Origin of the sequence: Microcoleus sp. PH2017_28_MFU_U_A (assembly GCF_020738035.1) — a bacterium.
In the GTDB taxonomy this organism is placed as follows: Bacteria; Cyanobacteriota; Cyanobacteriia; order Cyanobacteriales; family Microcoleaceae; genus Microcoleus.
Window position 1 is genome coordinate 1 of sequence record NZ_JAEQCX010000140.1, and the last position, 17,887, is coordinate 17,887.

Sequence of the window (17,887 nt, forward strand, 5' to 3'; positions counted from 1 at the left end):
TTTGGAGATGTTCCAATTCCCAATCAAAATCCCAGAAATCATTTTCGGCTCCAATCTCGCATTTTTTCTCGTCTCATACCCTGATTCAGCAACGCCCGGATTAATTAACTGTAGGCTGTGGGCTGTGGGCTGTTGACGTTCTTGATTTAACACTGGATTTTTTCCCAGAGAATTTATGCTAAAAAATCAACTTTTGTGCTGTTGGGCGATCGGCTTTTTGCTCGCCGGTGAAGTTACTGTAAATTTAACTCCCAGCAGCGGTGGCAAATGGTTAAATATTAACCAGGAAGCTTTGGCAAGAAGCAGCGGCGGCAGCAGTGGAGGAAGTAGTGGCGGGCGATCGAGTTCTTCTAGTTCTTCTTCTAGTTCTTCTTCCAGTTCCAGCCGTCCTAGCAATACCTCACCTAATTCTTCTAGTTCTTCTAGTTCCAGTAACAGCAGATCGAATAGTGCTGCTAGTTCCAATCCCAGCCGCCCCAGCAACAGCAGCAACACTGGGGGAAGAGTTCGCAGCGGCTCTTTTGACAAGCCCGCCGCACCTGCACCTGTCGCCGCACCTAACCCTCCGATTCCGCCACAATCTAGCAATAACAGAACTGTAATTATCCAGCAGCGCACCTATAATTCAGGGCCGAGTTATGTAGTTCCTTATAATTCCGGTAACAGTCAGCAAAACACAGATTCAAATCAACAACCAGCCGTCAATCCAGCACCAGTTACCACTAATAATAATTCGGGCGACAGCGATCCCAATTCGCCAACTTCAGACAATCCAGATAACAGTCAGCCAAATATCGGTTCAGAGCAACAACCAGCAGTCAATGCACCAGCACCAATTACCACTGACAATAACTCGAATAACCCTCCGAGTTCGGAATCTGATGATGATTGGAAAATTGTAGTGTTTTGGCTGTTTGTTGCTGGAGGTTGCGTTGCGTTAATTGCTTACTGTATTTACTATTATCGACAACACCCTGCCAAAGAATCTAAAAAACAAATTTTTGCGGTCACTAAGTTGCAAATTGCCATGTTGGCAGAAGCTCGCGAAGTTCCCAGTCAGCTAACTGAACTAACGTTAAGTTCTGACATAAAAAATGCTAATCAACGTGCGGAATTTTTGCAAGAAGCTGTTTTGATTGTTTTGCGAAATCGAGAAAAGTGGACTCACGTTTGTGCGAATTCCCAGATAGTCGAAAGTCGAGAAAAAGCAACGCAAATATTCAATCAAATTTCGATGCAAGAACGCAGCAAATTAAGTGTGGAAACTTTGAGTATGGTGAATGGCGATATCCGTAGCAGACAGTCTGTTAGTGCTGGCGATGAAGAGCCTGGAGAGTATATTACAGTCACGTTTTTGATAGGGACAGAGAATAGCAGACCGCTGTTTGGAGACATTCGCGATGTTGCGAAGTTGAAAGCAGTGTTAGAAAAATCGGCGGCGACTCCTGCTGAGAATCTGCTGGTTTTAGAGGTGATTTGGAGTCCGCAGCAGGAAACGGATAGTTTGACGGGCGATGATTTGTTGGGTGCTTATCCAGATTTGATTCGGGTTGCTTAGACTAGCATTGCATAAATCTTTGATTGATAGATAGACCGCAGCTTAAAGTAGTCGTAGGGTGTGTCGCCACGAACAATTCCTAGTTACATATCGACCATTTAAGAGCGACGCACCTGACCACAATAGTTTTACAAACAAACACAACTTTATTTATTGTGTAGCAATCTTTTGTCAAAATGATATAAGGTGCAAGCTACGCACCATACAAAACCTAAGTCCTGCCTGATTAATTTATGCTAAACTTATGCCGAATCTTTACATAATTGGTGGCGCTAACGGTTCCGGCAAAACCACCGCATCAATGAGTTTATTGCCCAATTTTCTCGACTGTTTTGAATATGTCAATGCAGACGCGATTGCGGCTGCACTTTCGCCATTCAATCCCGAGTCGGTAGCGATTACCGCCGGACGAATCATGCTAGAAAGACTGCAAACACTATCTAATTCTGGAACTGATTTTGCTTTTGAGACTACTCTAGCAGCCCGTAGCTTTGCAACTTTTCTCAGAAGTTGTAAAACAAAAGATTATACAATTAACCTAATTTACTTTTGGTTGCGATCGCCCGAACTGGCCGTAGCAAGAGTAGCCCGACGAGTAGCTAGTGGCGGTCATTCTATCCCAGAAGATGTTATCCGCCGCCGCTATGACAGAGGACTGCGAAATTTGATAGCTCTGTATTTGCCACTGTGCGACAATTGGATTATCTATGACAACTCTCACGAAACGGCTCAGTTAGTAGCAGAAGGGAGTATCGAGGAAGAACAGATAATCTATAATATTGAAAGCTGGAATCAAATAACTCAAAAATAAAATGAAACAATCAAAACCAAGACAACTTTTATCTACAAAGATTAATGTTGGAGTGAAAGCGGCAGTTGCAGCAGCTATTGAAAGACACCGCAAATTAGGTGAATCTATTGCTGTGTGGGAAGATGGGAAAGTAGTAATTTTAACAGCCGATCGCATTCCTCCAATATCGCCCGAAACATAAAACAAGTCAGTCGCCCAAAAAACCTACTCATATCCACACAGACTATGACATAATACTCTACTGTCTGCTTTTTAGCCACCTAAAATTCACCAAAAAGAATTGGTTTAAAGCCCAAACCCCGATCTGGAAAAATTAAAATCAGATTATTCATTACTCCAATCCTCGGACTTCTAGGTAAAGGTGGCCCCTCCGAAGTCAACTGTCAACTGTCAACTGTCAACTGTCAACTGAATGACATGAACATCCGCATCGGTAACGGTTACGACATTCACTGCTTAGTTCCAGAACGCCCCTTGATCCTCGGTGGCGTCCACATTCCCCACGAATTAGGCTTATTAGGACACAGCGACGCAGACGTACTCACCCACGCGATTATGGACGCCATGCTGGGAGCTCTGTGTTTGGGAGATATCGGCCTGTATTTCCCGCCAACTGACCCAAAATGGAAAGGTGCAGACAGTCTCGTGTTGCTGGCACAAGTCAATCAGTTAATATTAGATAAAGGCTGGGAAATTGGCAATATTGACTCGGTGGTTGTGGCCGAACGTCCGAAGCTGAAACCGTATATTAAGCAAATGTGCGATCGCCTTTCTGCTGTCCTACAATTAAAACCAGACCAAGTTGCCATCAAAGCTACTACCAACGAAAAGTTAGGGCCCGTGGGGAGAGAGGAAGGAATTGCAGCCTATGCTGTAGTTTTGTTAATGCTAAAATAGTTGTCAGGTTATGACAATTTTCCGCTAATTTAGGAGTCAAATCTATGCTTGCCGAAAACTTGAAAATCGAAACCCCAATCGACGTTGACATCATCGCTCTCGATAAGGACGATCGGGTAGTCGTGCTGATTGAAGTCAAAATTATTCAAGCTCAAGAAACAGCAGCCAAGCAGAAGATTACCGATCGCATGATATCTTGGATGAAAGCTGCCTTGGCAAAAATGTCCGAAGAACGCACACTCATTCCTTATGCCATGTTTGTTGACACCGAACAAATTCTGATTTTCAAATGGGACGGAGTAAATTTATCTGAACCTGTTTGTTCTCTAAACACTGGTGAGATACTTCGCAATTATGAGCCGGAATTTCACAACAAGCGGATATTTAAGCGATACCTAACAAGATTGATTGAAGCATGGCTGCGCGACTTAGCTTATAATTGGAAGTCTGAGATTCCAACTGCGTCAGAACAGATAGAACAAATCGGTTTGCTGCCACTGCTAGCAGGTGGAACGACAAAATCAGGAGTAGAAATTGGTGGCAATTTTATATATCGAGACTAACTTTTTGATGAGCATTGCTACAGGACGCGACCCTGATGCTAACAACTTGTTGTTAAGTGTACCGACATCAGTCAACATAGCAATACCAGATATTTGCTGCATGGAAGCACTATCAGCTTTAGAAGACGAGATCAAGCGACGCAACCGTTTTTTCGGTGAAATGCAAAAACAAATCAGTCAGCTAAAGCGAGATAAAACTTCACCATCTGCCCAGTCTCTTGTCTTCCACTTAGAGGAAGCCCTCACCGAGAATGAGGGGCTGCTCAATGATATTAATGCACGTCTTTTTAATGCTCTTGATTTGTTGGTTGCCAAGGTAGAAATGATCCAATTAACAGCGCAAATACTTCGAGAAAATTTGGATTCAATTTTTATTGAAGAAGACCCGACAGACAATTTAATTCTCAACTGCATTTTGAACCATGCACACTTACAACCTAATCAAGTTAAGGTATTTTTGAGCAATAATACAAAGGAATTTGGTCTGCCATCAGTTCAAGATGCTTTGCGGGAAGTAGGGATAACCAAGTATTTTTCGCGTACTGAAGACTTTCTAGGGTGGTTGCAATCTCAGTCGTAGTTGGACGGAAATGGTATATTTAAAAGCTATGAAAAATTCTACGATGTTATATTCAAAACTACGATCGCTCTTGATTTTACTGGCGGTAATTGCCGCGATAACTCTGTCTGCGTGCACTCCAGCCCGATCGACTAACTTAGCAAACAGACTCGTCGTTCCCACCCCCAGCGGCCCGGCTACGTTTAACTACCCGCTAAATCAGTCTGCATACAGCGTGTTTGGCTATATGTACGAGGGATTGCTCAACGAAAACGGGGTGACATCGAAACTAGAACCCGGTTTAGCTGAATCCTGGGAAGTTTCTAAAGATGGCAAAAAGATTGTCTTCACCCTGCGAGAAGGATTGAAATGGTCGGACGGCGAACCGATGACAACTGATGATATTATATTCAGCTATGAAAAGATTTATTTCAATGAAAAAATTCCTAGCGGCTTGAAAGATAATCTGAGAGTTGGCATCAGCCGTCAATTACCAAAACTCAAAAAAATTGACAGCCGCCGCATTGAATTTTCAGTGCCAGAACCTTTTGCTCCTTTTATTAGATTTGCTGGGGGAATACCGATTTTACCAGCTCATATCTTGCAGGAAGCTGCCACCCAGACAGAGGCAGACGGCAAGCCTAAATTCCTGTCTGCTTGGGGTACGGATACTGACCCCAAAAAAATTGTCGGTAACGGCCAATACCGAATGCTGAGCTATACTCCCAACCAGCGCGTTGTTTTGGAACGAAATCCCTATTTTTGGCGCAAAGATACAGAGGGTAACAGTCAGCCTTACATCCAGCAAATTGTCTGGCAAATTATCGAAAATACTGACAATCAACTGCTGAATTTTCGATCGGGCGATTTGGATACTCTGGACGTGCAGCCGGAGGTGTTTCCGCTGCTGAAACGAGAGGAAAAACGCGGCAAATATACGATATTCAACGGCGGCCCGGACACTGGCAGCGTGTTTATGTGTTTCAATCTGAATAAGGGGCGTAACGCTCAAAATCAGCCGTTTGTAGACCCGATTAAGTCTAAGTGGTTTTTGAGTAAGGAGTTTCGACAGGCGATCGCCTACGGCATCAACCGCGACGCCATGACTAACAATATCTATCGCGGACTTGGCGCACCGCTGCATTCCCCAATTCCGGCACAAAGTCCGTTCTACTTGTCTCCAGAACAGGGATTAAAAACTTACAGTTACAATCTGGAAAAAGCGAAAGAGTTACTGTTAAGTGCAGGATTCAAGTATAATAGTAACGGCGAATTGTTGGATGCTGAGGGCAACAAAGTGCGGTTTACTTTGTTGATGGCCGCAGGCAAAAAAGTGCGGGAGCAAATGGGAACGCAAATTAAGCAAGATTTGGGTAAACTGGGGATGGAAGTTGATACGCAGTTCCTGAGTTTTAACACTTATGTGGAAAAGCTGCGCCTGACTAAAAATTGGGATACTTACCTCGGCGGTTTTACCGGAGGTACTGAACCGCACAGCGGTTACAATATTTGGTCAGTCAAGGGGACTTTGCACAGTTTCAACCAGGGCCCGCAAGCTGGAGAACCGCCGATTAAAGGTCGGGAAGTTTACGACTGGGAGCAGAAAATTGATGACTTGTATGTGAAGGCTTCTCAGGAGCTTGACGAGGCGAAGCGCAAGGAACTGTATGGGGAGACGCAGCGGATTATCGCGGAACAAGTGCCTTTTATTTATATGGTGAATCCGCTGACTTTTGAGGCGGTGCGCGATCGCGTTTCGGGAATTCGCTATAGTGCTCTCGGCGGTGCTTTCTGGAATTTGTATGAACTGAAAATTGCAGAATAGTCATTATTGGTTCGTAGTGAGGACTTTAGTCCTCAGAAAGAAGGACTAAAGTCCTTACTACGAACCCATCTTAAGTAGTGAGGACTTTAGTCCTCAGAAAGAAGGACTGAAGTCCTTACTACGAACCCATCTTAAGTGTTGTTTGAGCCCAGAAGATATCATTAGTTCATGGAACCTGAAATTTTACAGAAGTTACTCGAATCTGTGGCGGCGGGCGATGTTAGCCCGATCGCAGCTTTGGACAAATTAAAGCATTTTGACTTTGAACAAGTCGGCGATTTTGCCAAAATTGACCACCACCGCACCTTAAGAACCGGTTTTCCCGAAGTCATCTGGGGCCCCGGAAAAACGCCAGACCAAATTGTTGAGATTATCGGGGCGATGCGCGGCCGAAATCCTGCGGTGATGGCGACGCGAATTGAACCAGAGGTTTTTGAGAAATTGCAGCAAAAAATACCCGACTTGTGCTACTACCAAACAGCTCGAATTTGTGCAATTTCTGATAAATTCCCAACTCCCCAGCGTCCGGGTACAGTGACTATTATCAGTGCAGGAACAGCGGATTTGCCTGTGGCGGAAGAGGCTGCTGTGACTGCGGAACTTTGCGGTTTTGGGGTGCGGCGTTTGTGGGATGTGGGAGTTGCTGGGATTCACCGCTTGCTGAGCAACCGGCACGTGATTGCTGGTGCTGATGTGTTGATTGCGGTTGCTGGTATGGAAGGTGCTTTGGCGAGTGTGGTTGCGGGTTTGGCAGATTGTCCAGTGATTGCTGTGCCGACAAGTGTAGGTTACGGCGCGAGTTTTGGCGGGATTGCTCCTCTTTTAACTATGCTCAATTCTTGTGCGGCTGGTGTGGGTGTGGTGAATATTGATAATGGGTTTGGGGCGGCGATTTTGGCTTGTCAAATTCTCAGAACTTCTGCCAAAGTGGGGAGAATAGGAGAGGGCGAATAGAAGAAAGACCGGGCGGTTAAAATTGCGTTATTTTCTTCAGTCCGCGGAGGCGGACTTAGTTTGTGTAGACGCGGTTTCAACCGCCGTCTTATTTTTCGTCCCAACAGATGGGAACTAAAGAATACAGGCGGTATGATTCAAAGGGATTTGATATTACTTACCAGCCAGCCAAATCGGATAACCCGAAGAATCCTCAGCTTTCAACTTTTGCGCCTGATAACTTTTGCTCGTCCAATTAGCTACTGTTTCCAGACTTTCGGTCAAAAAACCTTCGCTACCAAACGCTTCAAATCCCAAAGTCCACGACGCAGTGCCGTTAACATTTAACTGCGTAATTTCTACAATACAGCCTTGGGGAATTGGGGCTTCGACAGGCACAGACATCAGCACGCCCGGGGCAGAAACTTGGTAAAGACGCTGGGCTCGCTTTTTTTTCACCTTTACCCACTTTCCAGTCGCCATCATATCCGCCGGTAGTGGCGCCATCGTGTCGGCACATATCCACTTCAGCCATTTCTCGACTTTGCCTTCCCAGCGGTTGCCGAACTGCATCACCCCCAATTCTTCCTGCCGCCACTTTACTTGTAAATTTTTCCCGCGCAGTTTTACTCCCAAGTAGTCGCAACTAGGTATCAGCAAATATAAATCTTCTCGCTCTTCAGGCGGGGATAGATACCCGCCCAGACTCTCGCTTCCAAACCATTGCCCGATCGGTTTTGGCAGCGCACCGCTATAAAACCACCGCATTTCCAGACTGGCCCGCATAAATTTTTCCTCCATTCTTCCACTATTTTCGTCAAACCCAGACTGGGATTTGCCACACCATCGATTTTTGCGCCTCTCAACTCTATCCTCCCCCCTCCGGGGCCGTGAGTCTACTGTCTACAGTCATGCCATTGGAGATTTAAGATTTGAGATTTTAGGTTGGGAATTACTTATTCTATAGGGGTTTCGAGCTTGTCAGCCCGTTGGATTTTTGGGGGAAACTGGTATCTGAGTCGCGACTTTGAAAAAAAAACTCATAATCCTTTACATCTCTTCATAAGTCTGTTACATTAGTTTACATTACACCAAAAACAACTTAGGACACTGACATGGCTGACAGAGGCTTACTACTTGACAACGACGGTAAAATGAACAATTTTGCGATCGAGCCCAAAGTATACATTGACGATGAAGCCCGCACAGGCTTTACACCCTACGCAGAACGCTTGAACGGCCGACTTGCCATGATTGGTTTTGTTTCTCTCTTGGCTTTAGAAGTTTCTACCAAGCACGGACTGATTAGCTGGCTAACTAACCTGTAATAACTTTGTTTAAAATTAAACTGTACGGCTATGGCTTGCCAACAATACACAATTGGCGATCCATAGCTTAACTATTTTTGCAAGGTTTGATGAGACAATTTAAATTAAATATTTTAGTGTTACGGTACTTGTAAAAATAATGCTCAAACGAATTGCAGCAATACTTCTGGTGGTTTTCTCTCTCAGCTTGACCGGTTGTGTCTCTGTAGCTACCGGACTCAAAAGCTACGTTGATACTGGCGACGGCTATCAATTTCTTTATCCTAACGGCTGGTTGCCGATCGCAGTTTCTAACGGGCCCGATGTGGTGTTCCGCGATTTGATCCAGCAAACTGAGAATGTCAGCGTGGTCATCAGTCCAGTGGCTGGGAACAAAACTCTCGCAGATTTGGGCACGCCGACGGATGTGGGATACAAGCTTAGCAAAAGTGCGTTAGCGAAGCCCTCGAAGAGGATCGCCCCGGCTGATTCCGGCCGCGAAGCTGAATTAGTCAATGCAGAAAGTCGGGAATCGCGATCGAAAAACTATTACATTTTAGAATACGCCGTCAAACTCCCAAACCAACAACGGCACAACTTAGCTAGCGTAGCAGTCAGCCGTGGCAAACTATTTACCCTGAACGTTTCCACTACCGAAGAACGCTGGCCGAAAGTCAAAGAAGCTTTTGAGAAAGTTGTTAAATCTTTCTCTGTTTATTAGGGTTAAAAAGTAATTTGACAGTGGGCATTGGGCATTGGGCATTGGGCATTGGGCATTGGTCATTGGAGGTAGAGCCTGGAAGGTTATTGGTAACAAATAACTAATGACAAATAATAACTGTCAACTGTCAACTGTCAACTGTCAACTGTCAACTGTCAACTGACTTCTTAACTTATGAAAACTCCAACTTTTGTATTAGCCTCAGCTTCTCCCGCGCGCCGCAGCCTGCTAAGCAATGCAGGCATTCAAGCTGTGATTTGCCCCAGCGACTTTGATGAAGGGCAAATAAAAATGAGGGATGCTACTAAATTAGTGCAGGTTTTAGCAGAAGGAAAAGCTGACGCTGTAGCTAGTTTTTTGCTGGCTAATTCTCACCCGCAAATCCCCAATCCCAAATCGTGTGTAGTGTTAGGATGCGATTCAATTTTGGTCATTGATGGTGAAATTCACGGCAAACCCAAGGATGCCGACGAAGCAATCTCGCGCTGGCAAAAAATGCGCGGTAAAGTTGGCGAACTTTATACGGGTCATGCTTTAATTGATACGAGATTTGATAGCTTTGATGTGGCAATGGATCGATCGCTCATTCGCTGTCAAGTTACAAAAGTTTATTTTGCGGAAGTTACCTCGCGTCAAATTGCTGCTTATGTCGCTACGGGAGAACCTCTCGCCTGTGCTGGCTGTTTTGCACTCGAAGGCAAAGGCGGCTTTTTTGTGGAAAAAATCGAAGGTTGTCATACCAATGTGATTGGTTTGAGTTTGCCTTTGCTGCGGCAAATGCTCCGCGACATGGGATATGATGTGGCAGATTTCTGGCAATCTTAAACGGAACTTACCCCCTGCCGGGGTAGTCACGTAGTCTAAATCCTTTGCTGTATATACGATAGAAGCATTTCTCGGTCAAAAATAAGTAGTCATGTATGGTTGGCGATGGGAGCATCTCATTTTTGTAAAAAGCGTTTTTTCTTTGAGTGCGAGCTTAAGAGCTCGCGTATTGTACAATACGCGAGCTCTTAAGCTCGCACTATAATAATAAATGCAAAACTGAGATGCTCCCTTGGCGATCGCCCAAAAATTTAGTAAAATATCGCTTTTTTTATGTTCGCGTTGGCTATTTTTAGCATAATCTGATTCTTATAGCCTATTGAATTGAAGAAAAAAACGATGAAAAAGTTAATGCCCTTACTACTGAGTGCCGTATTACTCAGTAACGCTGTTGCTTGTCAGAAGTCAAACGAGCCGATCGGCAAAACTTCTGCTCCGGCTAACCAAAGCAACGCTAGTTCCGGTAAGCTAAAAAATCAGGCAGCGGCCATCCCTGCTGGAACCAGTTTTGATACCATTCTCCAACAAGATTTATCCACGGGTAAAAACCGCAACAACGAGCGTTTTACTCTGCGAGTCAAAGGAGGAGATAAAACTCTTAAAGATGCCGTGATTCAGGGACATCTGGAAGATGTCGTCAAAGCAGCTAAAGGCAAAAAAGCGAGTTTGCATCTAGTTTTTGATGACATTAAACTCGCAAATGGTGCAGCCGCTCCCCTTGATGTTACCTTAGTAAATACTCAGGTAGAAACCAAAACCAAAGGCAAGTTTGTTCAGAATGCTGGCATTATTTTAGCTGGAGCAGTGGCCGGTAAATTCGTTGGTGATAAAGCGAAATTCAAGCATGGTACTTTAGCTGGGGGTGCAGCAGCAACGGCTTATGTCTTGTCTAGTCCTGGTGGTGAAGTTGTCCTTAAAAAAGGAACCAATGTTAAGCTGAAACTTAAAAAGCCTCTCGATACGAGTCCATAAAAACCTGGTTTCTGACCACCCGTGCATAATCTAAGAAACCGGGTTTTTTTGAGTTTCTACGCTGTCACCAACAATTTTCGTAAAAACCCGGTTTCTGGGCACTCGCGACCATCTAATAAACCGGGTTTTTTTCACAAATCCTATCCAAAGGCGATCGCACTATCAGACACAGAGGTAAATTGAAGTTGACTCGGCGAAACATCTTTCACCAAGCCCAAGATATTGCCGGTGCTAGCTTCCCGAATCACCGTCGCCTTAGTATCCAGAAATCTAAAATCAGCAGTTTGAATCGTTCCCGGAGGAACAGGGCCACTGCTCGCGTAATCTCTCGCATCACCAATTGTTAAAAACTTTTCCGTTAAAACAATATCATTTCGCGTCAGTCCTCCCGCCAATCCGATTACATCACCTTGCGCTGGATTGTAGTCAAGAATAAAATCCGCAGGCACTTGCTCTACGTTAGCAGGAAAAGTCCCAGCAGGACGTGGTTGATCTGAACCAAATTCCCCCGAAGTTGCTCCCGACTCTCTTCTTAGGACAAACAAATCTGCGCCTTCTCCTCCCCAAAGTCTGTCAATTCCAGCATCACCGATTAGAGTATCGTTGCCACTTTCTCCTACTAAAGCATCACTGCCTTGGCCACCTCTAACAAAATCATTTCCCGTGCCTCCATAGGCGTAATCATTGCCTTGATTGCCGCTGAGAATATCGTTGCCACATTCTCCGTACAGTATGTCAAAATCTTGACCGCCGCGAATAGTATCATTGCCACAACCTCCGATTAAAGTATCTGCGCCCCCATTCCCATTCATCAGTTCCGCACCACCGGAACCTCGGACAAAATCGTCGCCTGCTAAGGCTCGCAAACCTCCGGGAGTGTTGCGGAGAATTCCGTTGGCTAATTGAACTGTATCGTTGTTGGGAGTAAGGTCGAAAAAGTTGGGATCGCTAGGATTTGGCAAAGGCCCTGTGAGTAATCTGATGTTTGGTGGATCGGGAATAATTCGATCGGAGTCGATAGCTGAGGCTTTAACTGTTCCGAGATTTGTTTCTAACATTTAAGTTTTCCCTGATTGATTGATATGAACTTTCTAGACAGTCTTATTTTAATAAATGTTCCAATTAACAAATGTGCGTGTATTTGCGGTTAAACAAATTAAATGACTGTCAAAATTACCACAAATATTCAACAAGCACAGCTTATTGACACTTGGATGTAGCCCAAATCCGCAAATATTTTGAACTCTGCGCCAATAATTCTCGGGATCGCGTACTCTATTACCCGTCAGCAGTCAGTGTGGGAGAACCGACAGACTGCCAAATGTCATCAAACCTTGAGCAAAGTCAGGAATCGTTAATATGCAAGACACTGCGATCGAATCTATCAAAGCCAGAGAAATCCTCGACTCCCGCGGCCGCCCTACCATCGAAGCTGAAGTGTATCTAGCCAATGGTGTTGTCGGACTCGCCCAAGTGCCCAGCGGCGCGTCTACAGGCTCTTTTGAAGCCCACGAACTCCGCGACGATGACAAAAAACGTTACGGTGGTAAGGGAGTTTTGAAAGCGGTTGCTAACGTCGAACACAAAATTGCTCCCGCTTTGGCTAATCTGGATGCGATCGACCAACCATTAATCGATCAAACCATGATTGACTTGGACGGTTCCCCCAACAAGTCTAACCTCGGCGCTAATGCCATTCTCGGAGTCTCCCTAGCCACAGCAAAGGCGGCCGCCGAGACTTTACAAATACCCCTTTACCGCTACTTGGGTGGCGCTTTGGCTAACGTTTTACCAGTGCCTTTGATGAACGTCATCAACGGCGGTTCCCACGCCGACAACAACGTAGACATTCAAGAGTTTATGATTGTACCGGTGGGAGCACCTTCTTTTAAGGAAGCTTTGCGCTGGGGTGCAGAAGTATTTGCTAGTCTGGCTAAAGTCTTGAAAGACAAAAATTTGCTGACTGGTGTTGGCGATGAAGGCGGTTTTGCTCCTAATTTGGGTTCCAATCAGGAAGCTTTGGATTTGTTAATGATGGCAATTGAAAAAGCTGGCTACAAACCGGGTGAACAAGTTGCTTTGGCTTTGGATGTTGCTGCTAGCGAATTTTACAAAGATGGGAAGTACACCTATGACGGTGTGGCTCATTCGCCAGCAGAATTAATCGATTATTTGGATGGTTTGGTTGGACAATATCCGATCGTTTCCATTGAAGATGGTTTGCACGAAGACGATTGGGATAGTTGGGTGGCGCTAACTCAGAAAATGGGTAGCAGAGTTCAATTGGTGGGTGACGATTTGTTTGTTACTAATCGCACGCGCTTGCAAAAAGGGATTGATTTGAAAGCTAGCAATTCGATTTTGATTAAGCTGAATCAAATTGGTTCTTTGACTGAGACTTTGGATACGATCGACTTAGGGAAGCGCAACAGCTATCGATCGGTAATCAGCCACCGTTCGGGTGAAACTGAAGATACTACAATTGCTGATTTAGCCGTAGCGACTCGCGCCGGTCAAATCAAGACTGGTTCTCTGTGCCGCAGCGAACGGGTTGCTAAGTATAACCGTTTATTGCGGATTGAGGACGAATTGGGCGATCGGGCAATTTATGCTGGTGCGATCGGTTACGGGCCCAAATAAAATTTGGTAATGGGTAATTGGGAATTGGGAATTGGTGTCAACAACCAGGTCAAACGTAGTCACACATGGCTGTTTACCACCAAGGCTCGATCCCCCCTAGCCCCCCTTGAGAAGCAGGGTGGTTTTATTGTCGGGAAAAGAAATCTGAAACTACCAAAATTATCGCTCAAAGATTGGCTCGCGCTTGGGCGAAGGTACGTAGTTGCGCTTAAGCGCTCTTTCCTAATCTTATAAAGAGCGCTTAAGCGCAACTACGTACCTAATTTGTGTGACGACAATAAAACCACCCTGCCTAGCCCCCCTTGAGAAGGGGGGGACAAGAAGCATTCAAAGTCCCCCTTCTTAAGGGGGATTTAGGGGGATCGAGACTAAGCTACAAACGAGATTTATCAATGGTTTCAAACTTAAGTTGACACTGATCCCCATTACCAATTACCATGCCCCATAATCACGGATAGAAAGCCAATTGAGGTAAACCCAAAGTTTCTTCCCAGCCCATCATCAAGTTCATGCACTGGATGCCTTGACCGGCTTGACCTTTAATTAAATTGTCGATCGCCGACATCACAATTACCCTATCAGTGCGCGGATCTACTTCCACGCCAATGTAACAAAGATTCGTGCCGCAAGCCCATTTAGATTGCGGATAAACCCCAGCCGGTAACACTTTTACCAAAGGAGAATTGCGGTAAAAAGCACTGAAAATGGTGATTAAATCTTCCCGCACCAATCCCGGATCGCGCAAATTTGCGTAAACAGTTGCCAGAATTCCCCGCACCATCGGCATCAAGTGGGGAGTAAATTGGACTTTGATATCTTGTCCGGCCAAGTGGCTGCAAACTTGCTCAATTTCTGGGGTGTGGCGGTGGCGGCCTACCCCGTAAGCGCCGATCGAATTGTCAGCTTCTGCCAACAACAGATTAACTTCGGCTTTGCGGCCCCCTCCCGAAGATCCTGATTTGGCGTCGATAATTGCTGTTTCTGGCTCGATCAGACCTTGTTTGAGTAAGGGGGCCAGGGCTAATAAACTAGCAGTGACGTAGCAGCCGGCACAGCCTACTAATTGAGCGTCTTTAATGCGATCGCGATACAATTCTGGCAAACCGTAAACAGCAGTTGCAGCTAAATCAGAGTCCGATCGCTCGCCACCGTACCAAGCTTTGTAAGTGTCCAGATTTTCAAATCTGTAGTCAGCCGACAAATCCAAAACTTTGCAGCCGCCTTCAATCAGCGTCGGTGCCATTTGGCAAGCTAAACCATTCGGCAGCGACAGAAACACAACTTCACATTTTGCCGCTATTTTATCTAGGTCGATCGCCTCAATAGTCAAATCAATGCAGTTAGTCAGATGCGGATAAAGGCTGGAAAAAGGTTTTCCCGCACTGCTATCCCCGCCTACATACACTACTTCTGCCGCTGGGTGATCCGCCAGCAGCCGCACCAGTTGTACGCCGCCATAACCTGAAGCGCCAACTATGCCTACAGGCACAGGTCTAACATCTCCCATTTTCCTTTATCCCCTCAGCCTTTGAAGTCAAAAACGCTTGAACTTTTGCTGCATTGTAGTACCAAACGCCAACTTTGGTAATAAAGAATTGTGTTGTTTTGTGATTGACGTGGATTTTTGTAAATTTTCCGGTGTTTGACCAAGAATTTCAACGGTGGTACCCGCCACGTGATTTATCCGTGGAATCAATCCCAAATCGAAAATCGAAAATCCTCTCTTCCCCCGAATTTATCCGTGGGCTCAATCTAAAATCTAAAATCTAAAATCTAAAATCGATTGACTCCGCCCAAAAACCAATACAAAGTCCCGCAGGGCTGTGGTGGAGAGGCCAAAATTTCAGACTCGCATTGAATCTTCCAGAGTCAATCTCAAATCTAAAATCTCCTATCTAAAAACGGATGTGCGATCGCCAAAACCCTAAAATTAAGCAACGGATGTGCGATCGTGCTATAAAATCTTACATAAATCTATCCATAAACCGGGGATTAACTTTTTTCGCTCTTTCCTCGAACCTCAAAGCTCAACATCCGTTAAATCCATTACACTCATCCGTTGCCGAATTTCCTATGGGAATAGTTGTAGAAGACGTATCAAAACAGTTTGGCAGTTTCCAAGCACTCGATCGAGTCAGCTTGAAAATTGAATCAGGTTCTCTAGTCGCACTGCTGGGCCCGTCTGGTTCCGGCAAGTCCACCCTGCTGCGACTGATTGCAGGTTTAGAAATGCCCGACTCCGGCAAAATCTGGCTGACAGGCCAAGATGCCACCAATACTAGCGTCCAAGACCGCAAAATTGGATTTGTGTTTCAGCACTACGCGCTATTCAAGCACATGACAGTGCGAAAAAATATTGCTTTCGGCATGGAAATTCAGAAAACTCCACCGACGAAAGTCAAATCCCGCGTAGAAGAATTGTTAAATTTAGTCCAATTGGGAGGATTGGGCGACAGATACCCGTCGCAACTTTCAGGAGGCCAGCGTCAGCGGGTAGCCCTCGCCAGAGCCCTGGCTGTGGAACCAAAAGTGTTACTGCTAGACGAACCTTTTGGAGCTCTCGATGCCAAAGTCCGCAAAGATTTGCGCGCTTGGTTGCGAAGACTCCACGACGAAGTGCACGTTACCACAGTCTTTGTGACGCACGACCAAGAAGAAGCGATGGAAGTTGCCGATCGAATTACAGTAATGAATAAAGGTAAAATCGAACAAGTAGGCACACCCGCAGAAATTTACGACCATCCAGCTAGTGCATTCGTCATGAGTTTTATCGGGCCTGTGAATGTCTTGCCCAGCAGTTCGAGAATGTTTCAAGACAACGGCTTTGACTCAGCCAACCCAGAAATTTTCTTGCGCCCTCACGACGTAGTAATTGAAACTACCGAAAATAGTGCAACAGTGCCGGCAAGAATCAGTCGCTTGATTCATTTGGGATGGGAAATTCAGGTGGAATTAACCTTAGATGACGGTCAAGTGCTGAATGCTAATTTGACAAGAGAAAGATTCGATAACTTGCAGTTGCAGCCGCAGCAAAGAGTGTTCGTCAAGCCGAAAGATGCCAAGTCATTTCCACTTTATTATTCTATCTGATATCATATCCTCTGAGAACAACACCATAAAATTGGTTTGTAGTAAGGACTTTAGTCAAGCGTAATGGATGCGGACGGGAGCATCTCATTTTTGTAAAAAGCATTTTTTTTATTATAGTGCGAGCTTAAGAGCTCGCGAGTTGTACAATACGCGAGCTCTTAAGCTCGCACTATATATAAATGCAAAACTGAGATGCTCCCGATGCGGACTCGCATTCCGAACGATCAAACACTCTGATCTCAATTCTTCAAACTAGAGCTAAATTGATATCGGACACAAAAAAATAAGGACACGGCATTGCCGTGTCCCTACTTTTTTATGCTGATAAGCTGTCGTGCATTTCAATTGCATATTCGGGACGGGCTAGAAGCCCATCCCACAAGACTTGAATTATTTCTTGACATACAGTTTAAATGCACAACACAAAGGATGTCGCGCTTGTATTAGAAGGATTTTTCATCTTCTCGCTGTCAGCATCTCCCTGAACTTCATTAATCCCTTCATTAGCTTTTTTCTGAGTTTCTTCCAGAGACATCGGGTCTTTCAAAACAGCTTTTTGAGCTTCTTTCTCAATCCCCAAAAGTTGAGCTTCACCTTTGGTGGGGCTGCTGGTAACGGCAAAAGCTGTGAAAGCATTGGAAACAAACATCAATGCACAAAAACAAACAACTATTAAACTGCGAACTAAACGCTTGACTGGGAGGTTAAAGCTGATAAAAGACATACAAAATTTCTCCGTATTTAGAAGTTTTGATCGTTGAGATTGTTAACAGGCTGAATTTAACTCAATTTCTGCACAATCTTTAACTCAAGTTTGATAAAAGCCACTTGAATCAGCAGTGGCAATCAGTTAATTTGAGCTAATTAATATTTAGCTTAAATAACGGGGTTATGAAATCTTTCTCAGGGAATATTTGGGCTTTGTGTCTTCCGATAGTTGACACTCTCAGGGAGTCAACGCCACTGAGATTCTGCGGACAAAGTAGATTTAGGTAATACCCAAAGTCTAACTCTCGCTGGGAGTCGTCAAAGACCGTCTACCCAGTTGGTTTAAGCTTACACCTAACTTACTGGCTACTTTTCTCAGAATAATTAAAGTCAGTGAAGGAGTCGCCCCCTCCACTGCTCTCCAAAACGGAACGTGATAGTTTCCCATCATTGGGCTCCTCAATAAAACGGCTGTTGT

Annotated in this window: 19 protein-coding genes; 14 read left to right on the plus strand and 5 right to left on the minus strand. The window is 45.0% G+C overall.

Features of this window, described 5'->3' with window-relative positions; genetic code table 11:
* Nucleotides 1–175 precede the first annotated feature (175 nt).
* The 8 genes from JGK14_RS29690 to larB all read left to right on the plus strand — a co-directional run bounded on the left by JGK14_RS29690 (nucleotide 176) and on the right by larB (nucleotide 7,167).
* Nucleotides 176–1,558 carry a DUF1517 domain-containing protein gene (locus tag JGK14_RS29690; RefSeq protein WP_325315828.1) on the plus strand — a complete coding sequence of 461 codons (1,383 nt, stop codon included), beginning with the start codon at nucleotides 176–178 and terminating at the stop codon, nucleotides 1,556–1,558.
* A 244-nt stretch (nucleotides 1,559–1,802) separates the two neighbouring features.
* A complete protein-coding gene (locus JGK14_RS29695; protein WP_293180857.1) occupies nucleotides 1,803–2,369 on the plus strand; it encodes a zeta toxin family protein in 567 nt (188 codons plus the stop codon).
* A 1-nt stretch (nucleotide 2,370) separates the two neighbouring features.
* A complete protein-coding gene (locus JGK14_RS29700; protein ID WP_293180854.1) occupies nucleotides 2,371–2,550 on the plus strand; it encodes a hypothetical protein in 180 nt (59 codons plus the stop codon).
* 236 nt (nucleotides 2,551–2,786) lie between these two features.
* Nucleotides 2,787–3,266: a 2-C-methyl-D-erythritol 2,4-cyclodiphosphate synthase gene (ispF, locus tag JGK14_RS29705; protein ID WP_293217866.1), complete on the plus strand. Its 480-nt coding sequence runs from the start codon at nucleotides 2,787–2,789 to the stop codon at nucleotides 3,264–3,266.
* Nucleotides 3,267–3,310: 44 nt separating this feature from the next.
* Nucleotides 3,311–3,829: a hypothetical protein gene (locus JGK14_RS29710; protein ID WP_293180848.1), complete on the plus strand. Its 519-nt coding sequence runs from the start codon at nucleotides 3,311–3,313 to the stop codon at nucleotides 3,827–3,829.
* The gene (locus tag JGK14_RS29715) at nucleotides 3,804–4,409 is read left to right on the plus strand and encodes a PIN domain-containing protein (protein ID WP_293191115.1); all 606 of its coding nucleotides are present in this window, start codon (nucleotides 3,804–3,806) and stop codon (nucleotides 4,407–4,409) included. Before JGK14_RS29710 ends, JGK14_RS29715 begins: the two co-directional genes overlap by 26 nt.
* A 28-nt stretch (nucleotides 4,410–4,437) precedes the next feature.
* A complete protein-coding gene (locus JGK14_RS29720) occupies nucleotides 4,438–6,213 on the plus strand; it encodes an ABC transporter substrate-binding protein (protein ID WP_325315829.1) in 1,776 nt (591 codons plus the stop codon).
* A gap of 168 nt (nucleotides 6,214–6,381) precedes the next feature.
* The gene (gene larB / locus JGK14_RS29725) at nucleotides 6,382–7,167 is read left to right on the plus strand and encodes a nickel pincer cofactor biosynthesis protein LarB (RefSeq protein ID WP_325315830.1); all 786 of its coding nucleotides are present in this window, start codon (nucleotides 6,382–6,384) and stop codon (nucleotides 7,165–7,167) included.
* A gap of 153 nt (nucleotides 7,168–7,320) precedes the next feature.
* Here larB and JGK14_RS29730 read toward each other — a convergent pair whose 3' ends face one another.
* Nucleotides 7,321–7,932, minus strand: coding sequence for a hypothetical protein (locus JGK14_RS29730; RefSeq protein WP_293241751.1), 612 nt, complete (start codon nucleotides 7,930–7,932; stop codon nucleotides 7,321–7,323).
* Between the two features lie 329 nt (nucleotides 7,933–8,261).
* Here JGK14_RS29730 and JGK14_RS29735 point away from each other — a divergent pair, with 329 nt between their 5' ends.
* The 4 genes from JGK14_RS29735 to JGK14_RS29750 all read left to right on the plus strand — a co-directional run bounded on the left by JGK14_RS29735 (nucleotide 8,262) and on the right by JGK14_RS29750 (nucleotide 10,971).
* Complete coding sequence (locus JGK14_RS29735) at nucleotides 8,262–8,474, plus strand: chlorophyll a/b-binding protein (protein ID WP_293154096.1); 213 nt, start codon at nucleotides 8,262–8,264, stop codon at nucleotides 8,472–8,474.
* Between the two features lie 139 nt (nucleotides 8,475–8,613).
* A complete protein-coding gene (psbP, locus tag JGK14_RS29740) occupies nucleotides 8,614–9,174 on the plus strand; it encodes a photosystem II reaction center PsbP (protein WP_293180832.1) in 561 nt (186 codons plus the stop codon).
* Between the two features lie 174 nt (nucleotides 9,175–9,348).
* Complete coding sequence (locus JGK14_RS29745; protein WP_293180829.1) at nucleotides 9,349–9,999, plus strand: Maf family protein; 651 nt, start codon at nucleotides 9,349–9,351, stop codon at nucleotides 9,997–9,999.
* Between the two features lie 339 nt (nucleotides 10,000–10,338).
* The gene (locus JGK14_RS29750; protein WP_293180826.1) at nucleotides 10,339–10,971 is read left to right on the plus strand and encodes a hypothetical protein; all 633 of its coding nucleotides are present in this window, start codon (nucleotides 10,339–10,341) and stop codon (nucleotides 10,969–10,971) included.
* Between the two features lie 140 nt (nucleotides 10,972–11,111).
* Here the strand turns inward: JGK14_RS29750 and JGK14_RS29755 are convergent, their stop codons facing one another.
* The gene (locus JGK14_RS29755) at nucleotides 11,112–12,029 is read right to left on the minus strand and encodes a calcium-binding protein (protein WP_293217869.1); all 918 of its coding nucleotides are present in this window, start codon (nucleotides 12,027–12,029) and stop codon (nucleotides 11,112–11,114) included.
* A gap of 301 nt (nucleotides 12,030–12,330) precedes the next feature.
* Here JGK14_RS29755 and eno point away from each other — a divergent pair, with 301 nt between their 5' ends.
* Complete coding sequence (eno, locus tag JGK14_RS29760) at nucleotides 12,331–13,611, plus strand: phosphopyruvate hydratase (protein WP_293326083.1); 1,281 nt, start codon at nucleotides 12,331–12,333, stop codon at nucleotides 13,609–13,611.
* Nucleotides 13,612–14,059: 448 nt separating this feature from the next.
* Here eno and argC read toward each other — a convergent pair whose 3' ends face one another.
* On the minus strand, nucleotides 14,060–15,118 hold the full coding sequence (gene argC, locus JGK14_RS29765) for an N-acetyl-gamma-glutamyl-phosphate reductase (RefSeq protein ID WP_325315831.1): 1,059 nt from the start codon (nucleotides 15,116–15,118) through the stop codon (nucleotides 14,060–14,062).
* A gap of 566 nt (nucleotides 15,119–15,684) precedes the next feature.
* Here argC and JGK14_RS29770 point away from each other — a divergent pair.
* Nucleotides 15,685–16,701, plus strand: a complete 1,017-nt coding sequence (locus tag JGK14_RS29770; protein ID WP_293180814.1) for a sulfate/molybdate ABC transporter ATP-binding protein — start codon at nucleotides 15,685–15,687, stop codon at nucleotides 16,699–16,701.
* 409 nt (nucleotides 16,702–17,110) lie between these two features.
* On the opposite strand, the gene JGK14_RS29775 is transcribed toward JGK14_RS29770, so the two are convergent.
* Nucleotides 17,111–17,425 (minus strand): low temperature-induced protein, encoded by a 315-nt coding sequence (locus tag JGK14_RS29775; protein ID WP_325315832.1) that lies wholly within the window; start codon nucleotides 17,423–17,425, stop codon nucleotides 17,111–17,113.
* 282 nt (nucleotides 17,426–17,707) lie between these two features.
* Nucleotides 17,708–17,887, minus strand: a 180-nt coding sequence (locus JGK14_RS29780; protein ID WP_293212107.1) for a hypothetical protein, incomplete at its 5' end; no start/stop codon positions are given.

Excerpts from the sequence above, each read along its gene's own strand:
- JGK14_RS29690 (WP_325315828.1), top strand. The coding sequence starts at position 176 with ATGCTAAAAAATCAACTTTTGTGCTGTTGGGCGATCGGCTTTTTGCTC.
- JGK14_RS29695 (WP_293180857.1), top strand. The coding sequence starts at position 1,803 with ATGCCGAATCTTTACATAATTGGTGGCGCTAACGGTTCCGGCAAAACC.
- JGK14_RS29700 (WP_293180854.1), top strand. The coding sequence starts at position 2,371 with ATGAAACAATCAAAACCAAGACAACTTTTATCTACAAAGATTAATGTT.
- ispF (WP_293217866.1), top strand. The coding sequence starts at position 2,787 with ATGAACATCCGCATCGGTAACGGTTACGACATTCACTGCTTAGTTCCA.
- JGK14_RS29710 (WP_293180848.1), top strand. The coding sequence starts at position 3,311 with ATGCTTGCCGAAAACTTGAAAATCGAAACCCCAATCGACGTTGACATC.
- JGK14_RS29720 (WP_325315829.1), top strand. The coding sequence starts at position 4,438 with ATGAAAAATTCTACGATGTTATATTCAAAACTACGATCGCTCTTGATT.
- larB (WP_325315830.1), top strand. The coding sequence starts at position 6,382 with ATGGAACCTGAAATTTTACAGAAGTTACTCGAATCTGTGGCGGCGGGC.
- JGK14_RS29730 (WP_293241751.1), bottom strand. The coding sequence starts at position 7,932 with ATGCGGGCCAGTCTGGAAATGCGGTGGTTTTATAGCGGTGCGCTGCCA.
- JGK14_RS29735 (WP_293154096.1), top strand. The coding sequence starts at position 8,262 with ATGGCTGACAGAGGCTTACTACTTGACAACGACGGTAAAATGAACAAT.
- psbP (WP_293180832.1), top strand. The coding sequence starts at position 8,614 with ATGCTCAAACGAATTGCAGCAATACTTCTGGTGGTTTTCTCTCTCAGC.
- JGK14_RS29745 (WP_293180829.1), top strand. The coding sequence starts at position 9,349 with ATGAAAACTCCAACTTTTGTATTAGCCTCAGCTTCTCCCGCGCGCCGC.
- JGK14_RS29750 (WP_293180826.1), top strand. The coding sequence starts at position 10,339 with ATGAAAAAGTTAATGCCCTTACTACTGAGTGCCGTATTACTCAGTAAC.
- JGK14_RS29755 (WP_293217869.1), bottom strand. The coding sequence starts at position 12,029 with ATGTTAGAAACAAATCTCGGAACAGTTAAAGCCTCAGCTATCGACTCC.
- eno (WP_293326083.1), top strand. The coding sequence starts at position 12,331 with ATGCAAGACACTGCGATCGAATCTATCAAAGCCAGAGAAATCCTCGAC.
- argC (WP_325315831.1), bottom strand. The coding sequence starts at position 15,118 with ATGGGAGATGTTAGACCTGTGCCTGTAGGCATAGTTGGCGCTTCAGGT.
- JGK14_RS29770 (WP_293180814.1), top strand. The coding sequence starts at position 15,685 with ATGGGAATAGTTGTAGAAGACGTATCAAAACAGTTTGGCAGTTTCCAA.
- JGK14_RS29775 (WP_325315832.1), bottom strand. The coding sequence starts at position 17,425 with ATGTCTTTTATCAGCTTTAACCTCCCAGTCAAGCGTTTAGTTCGCAGT.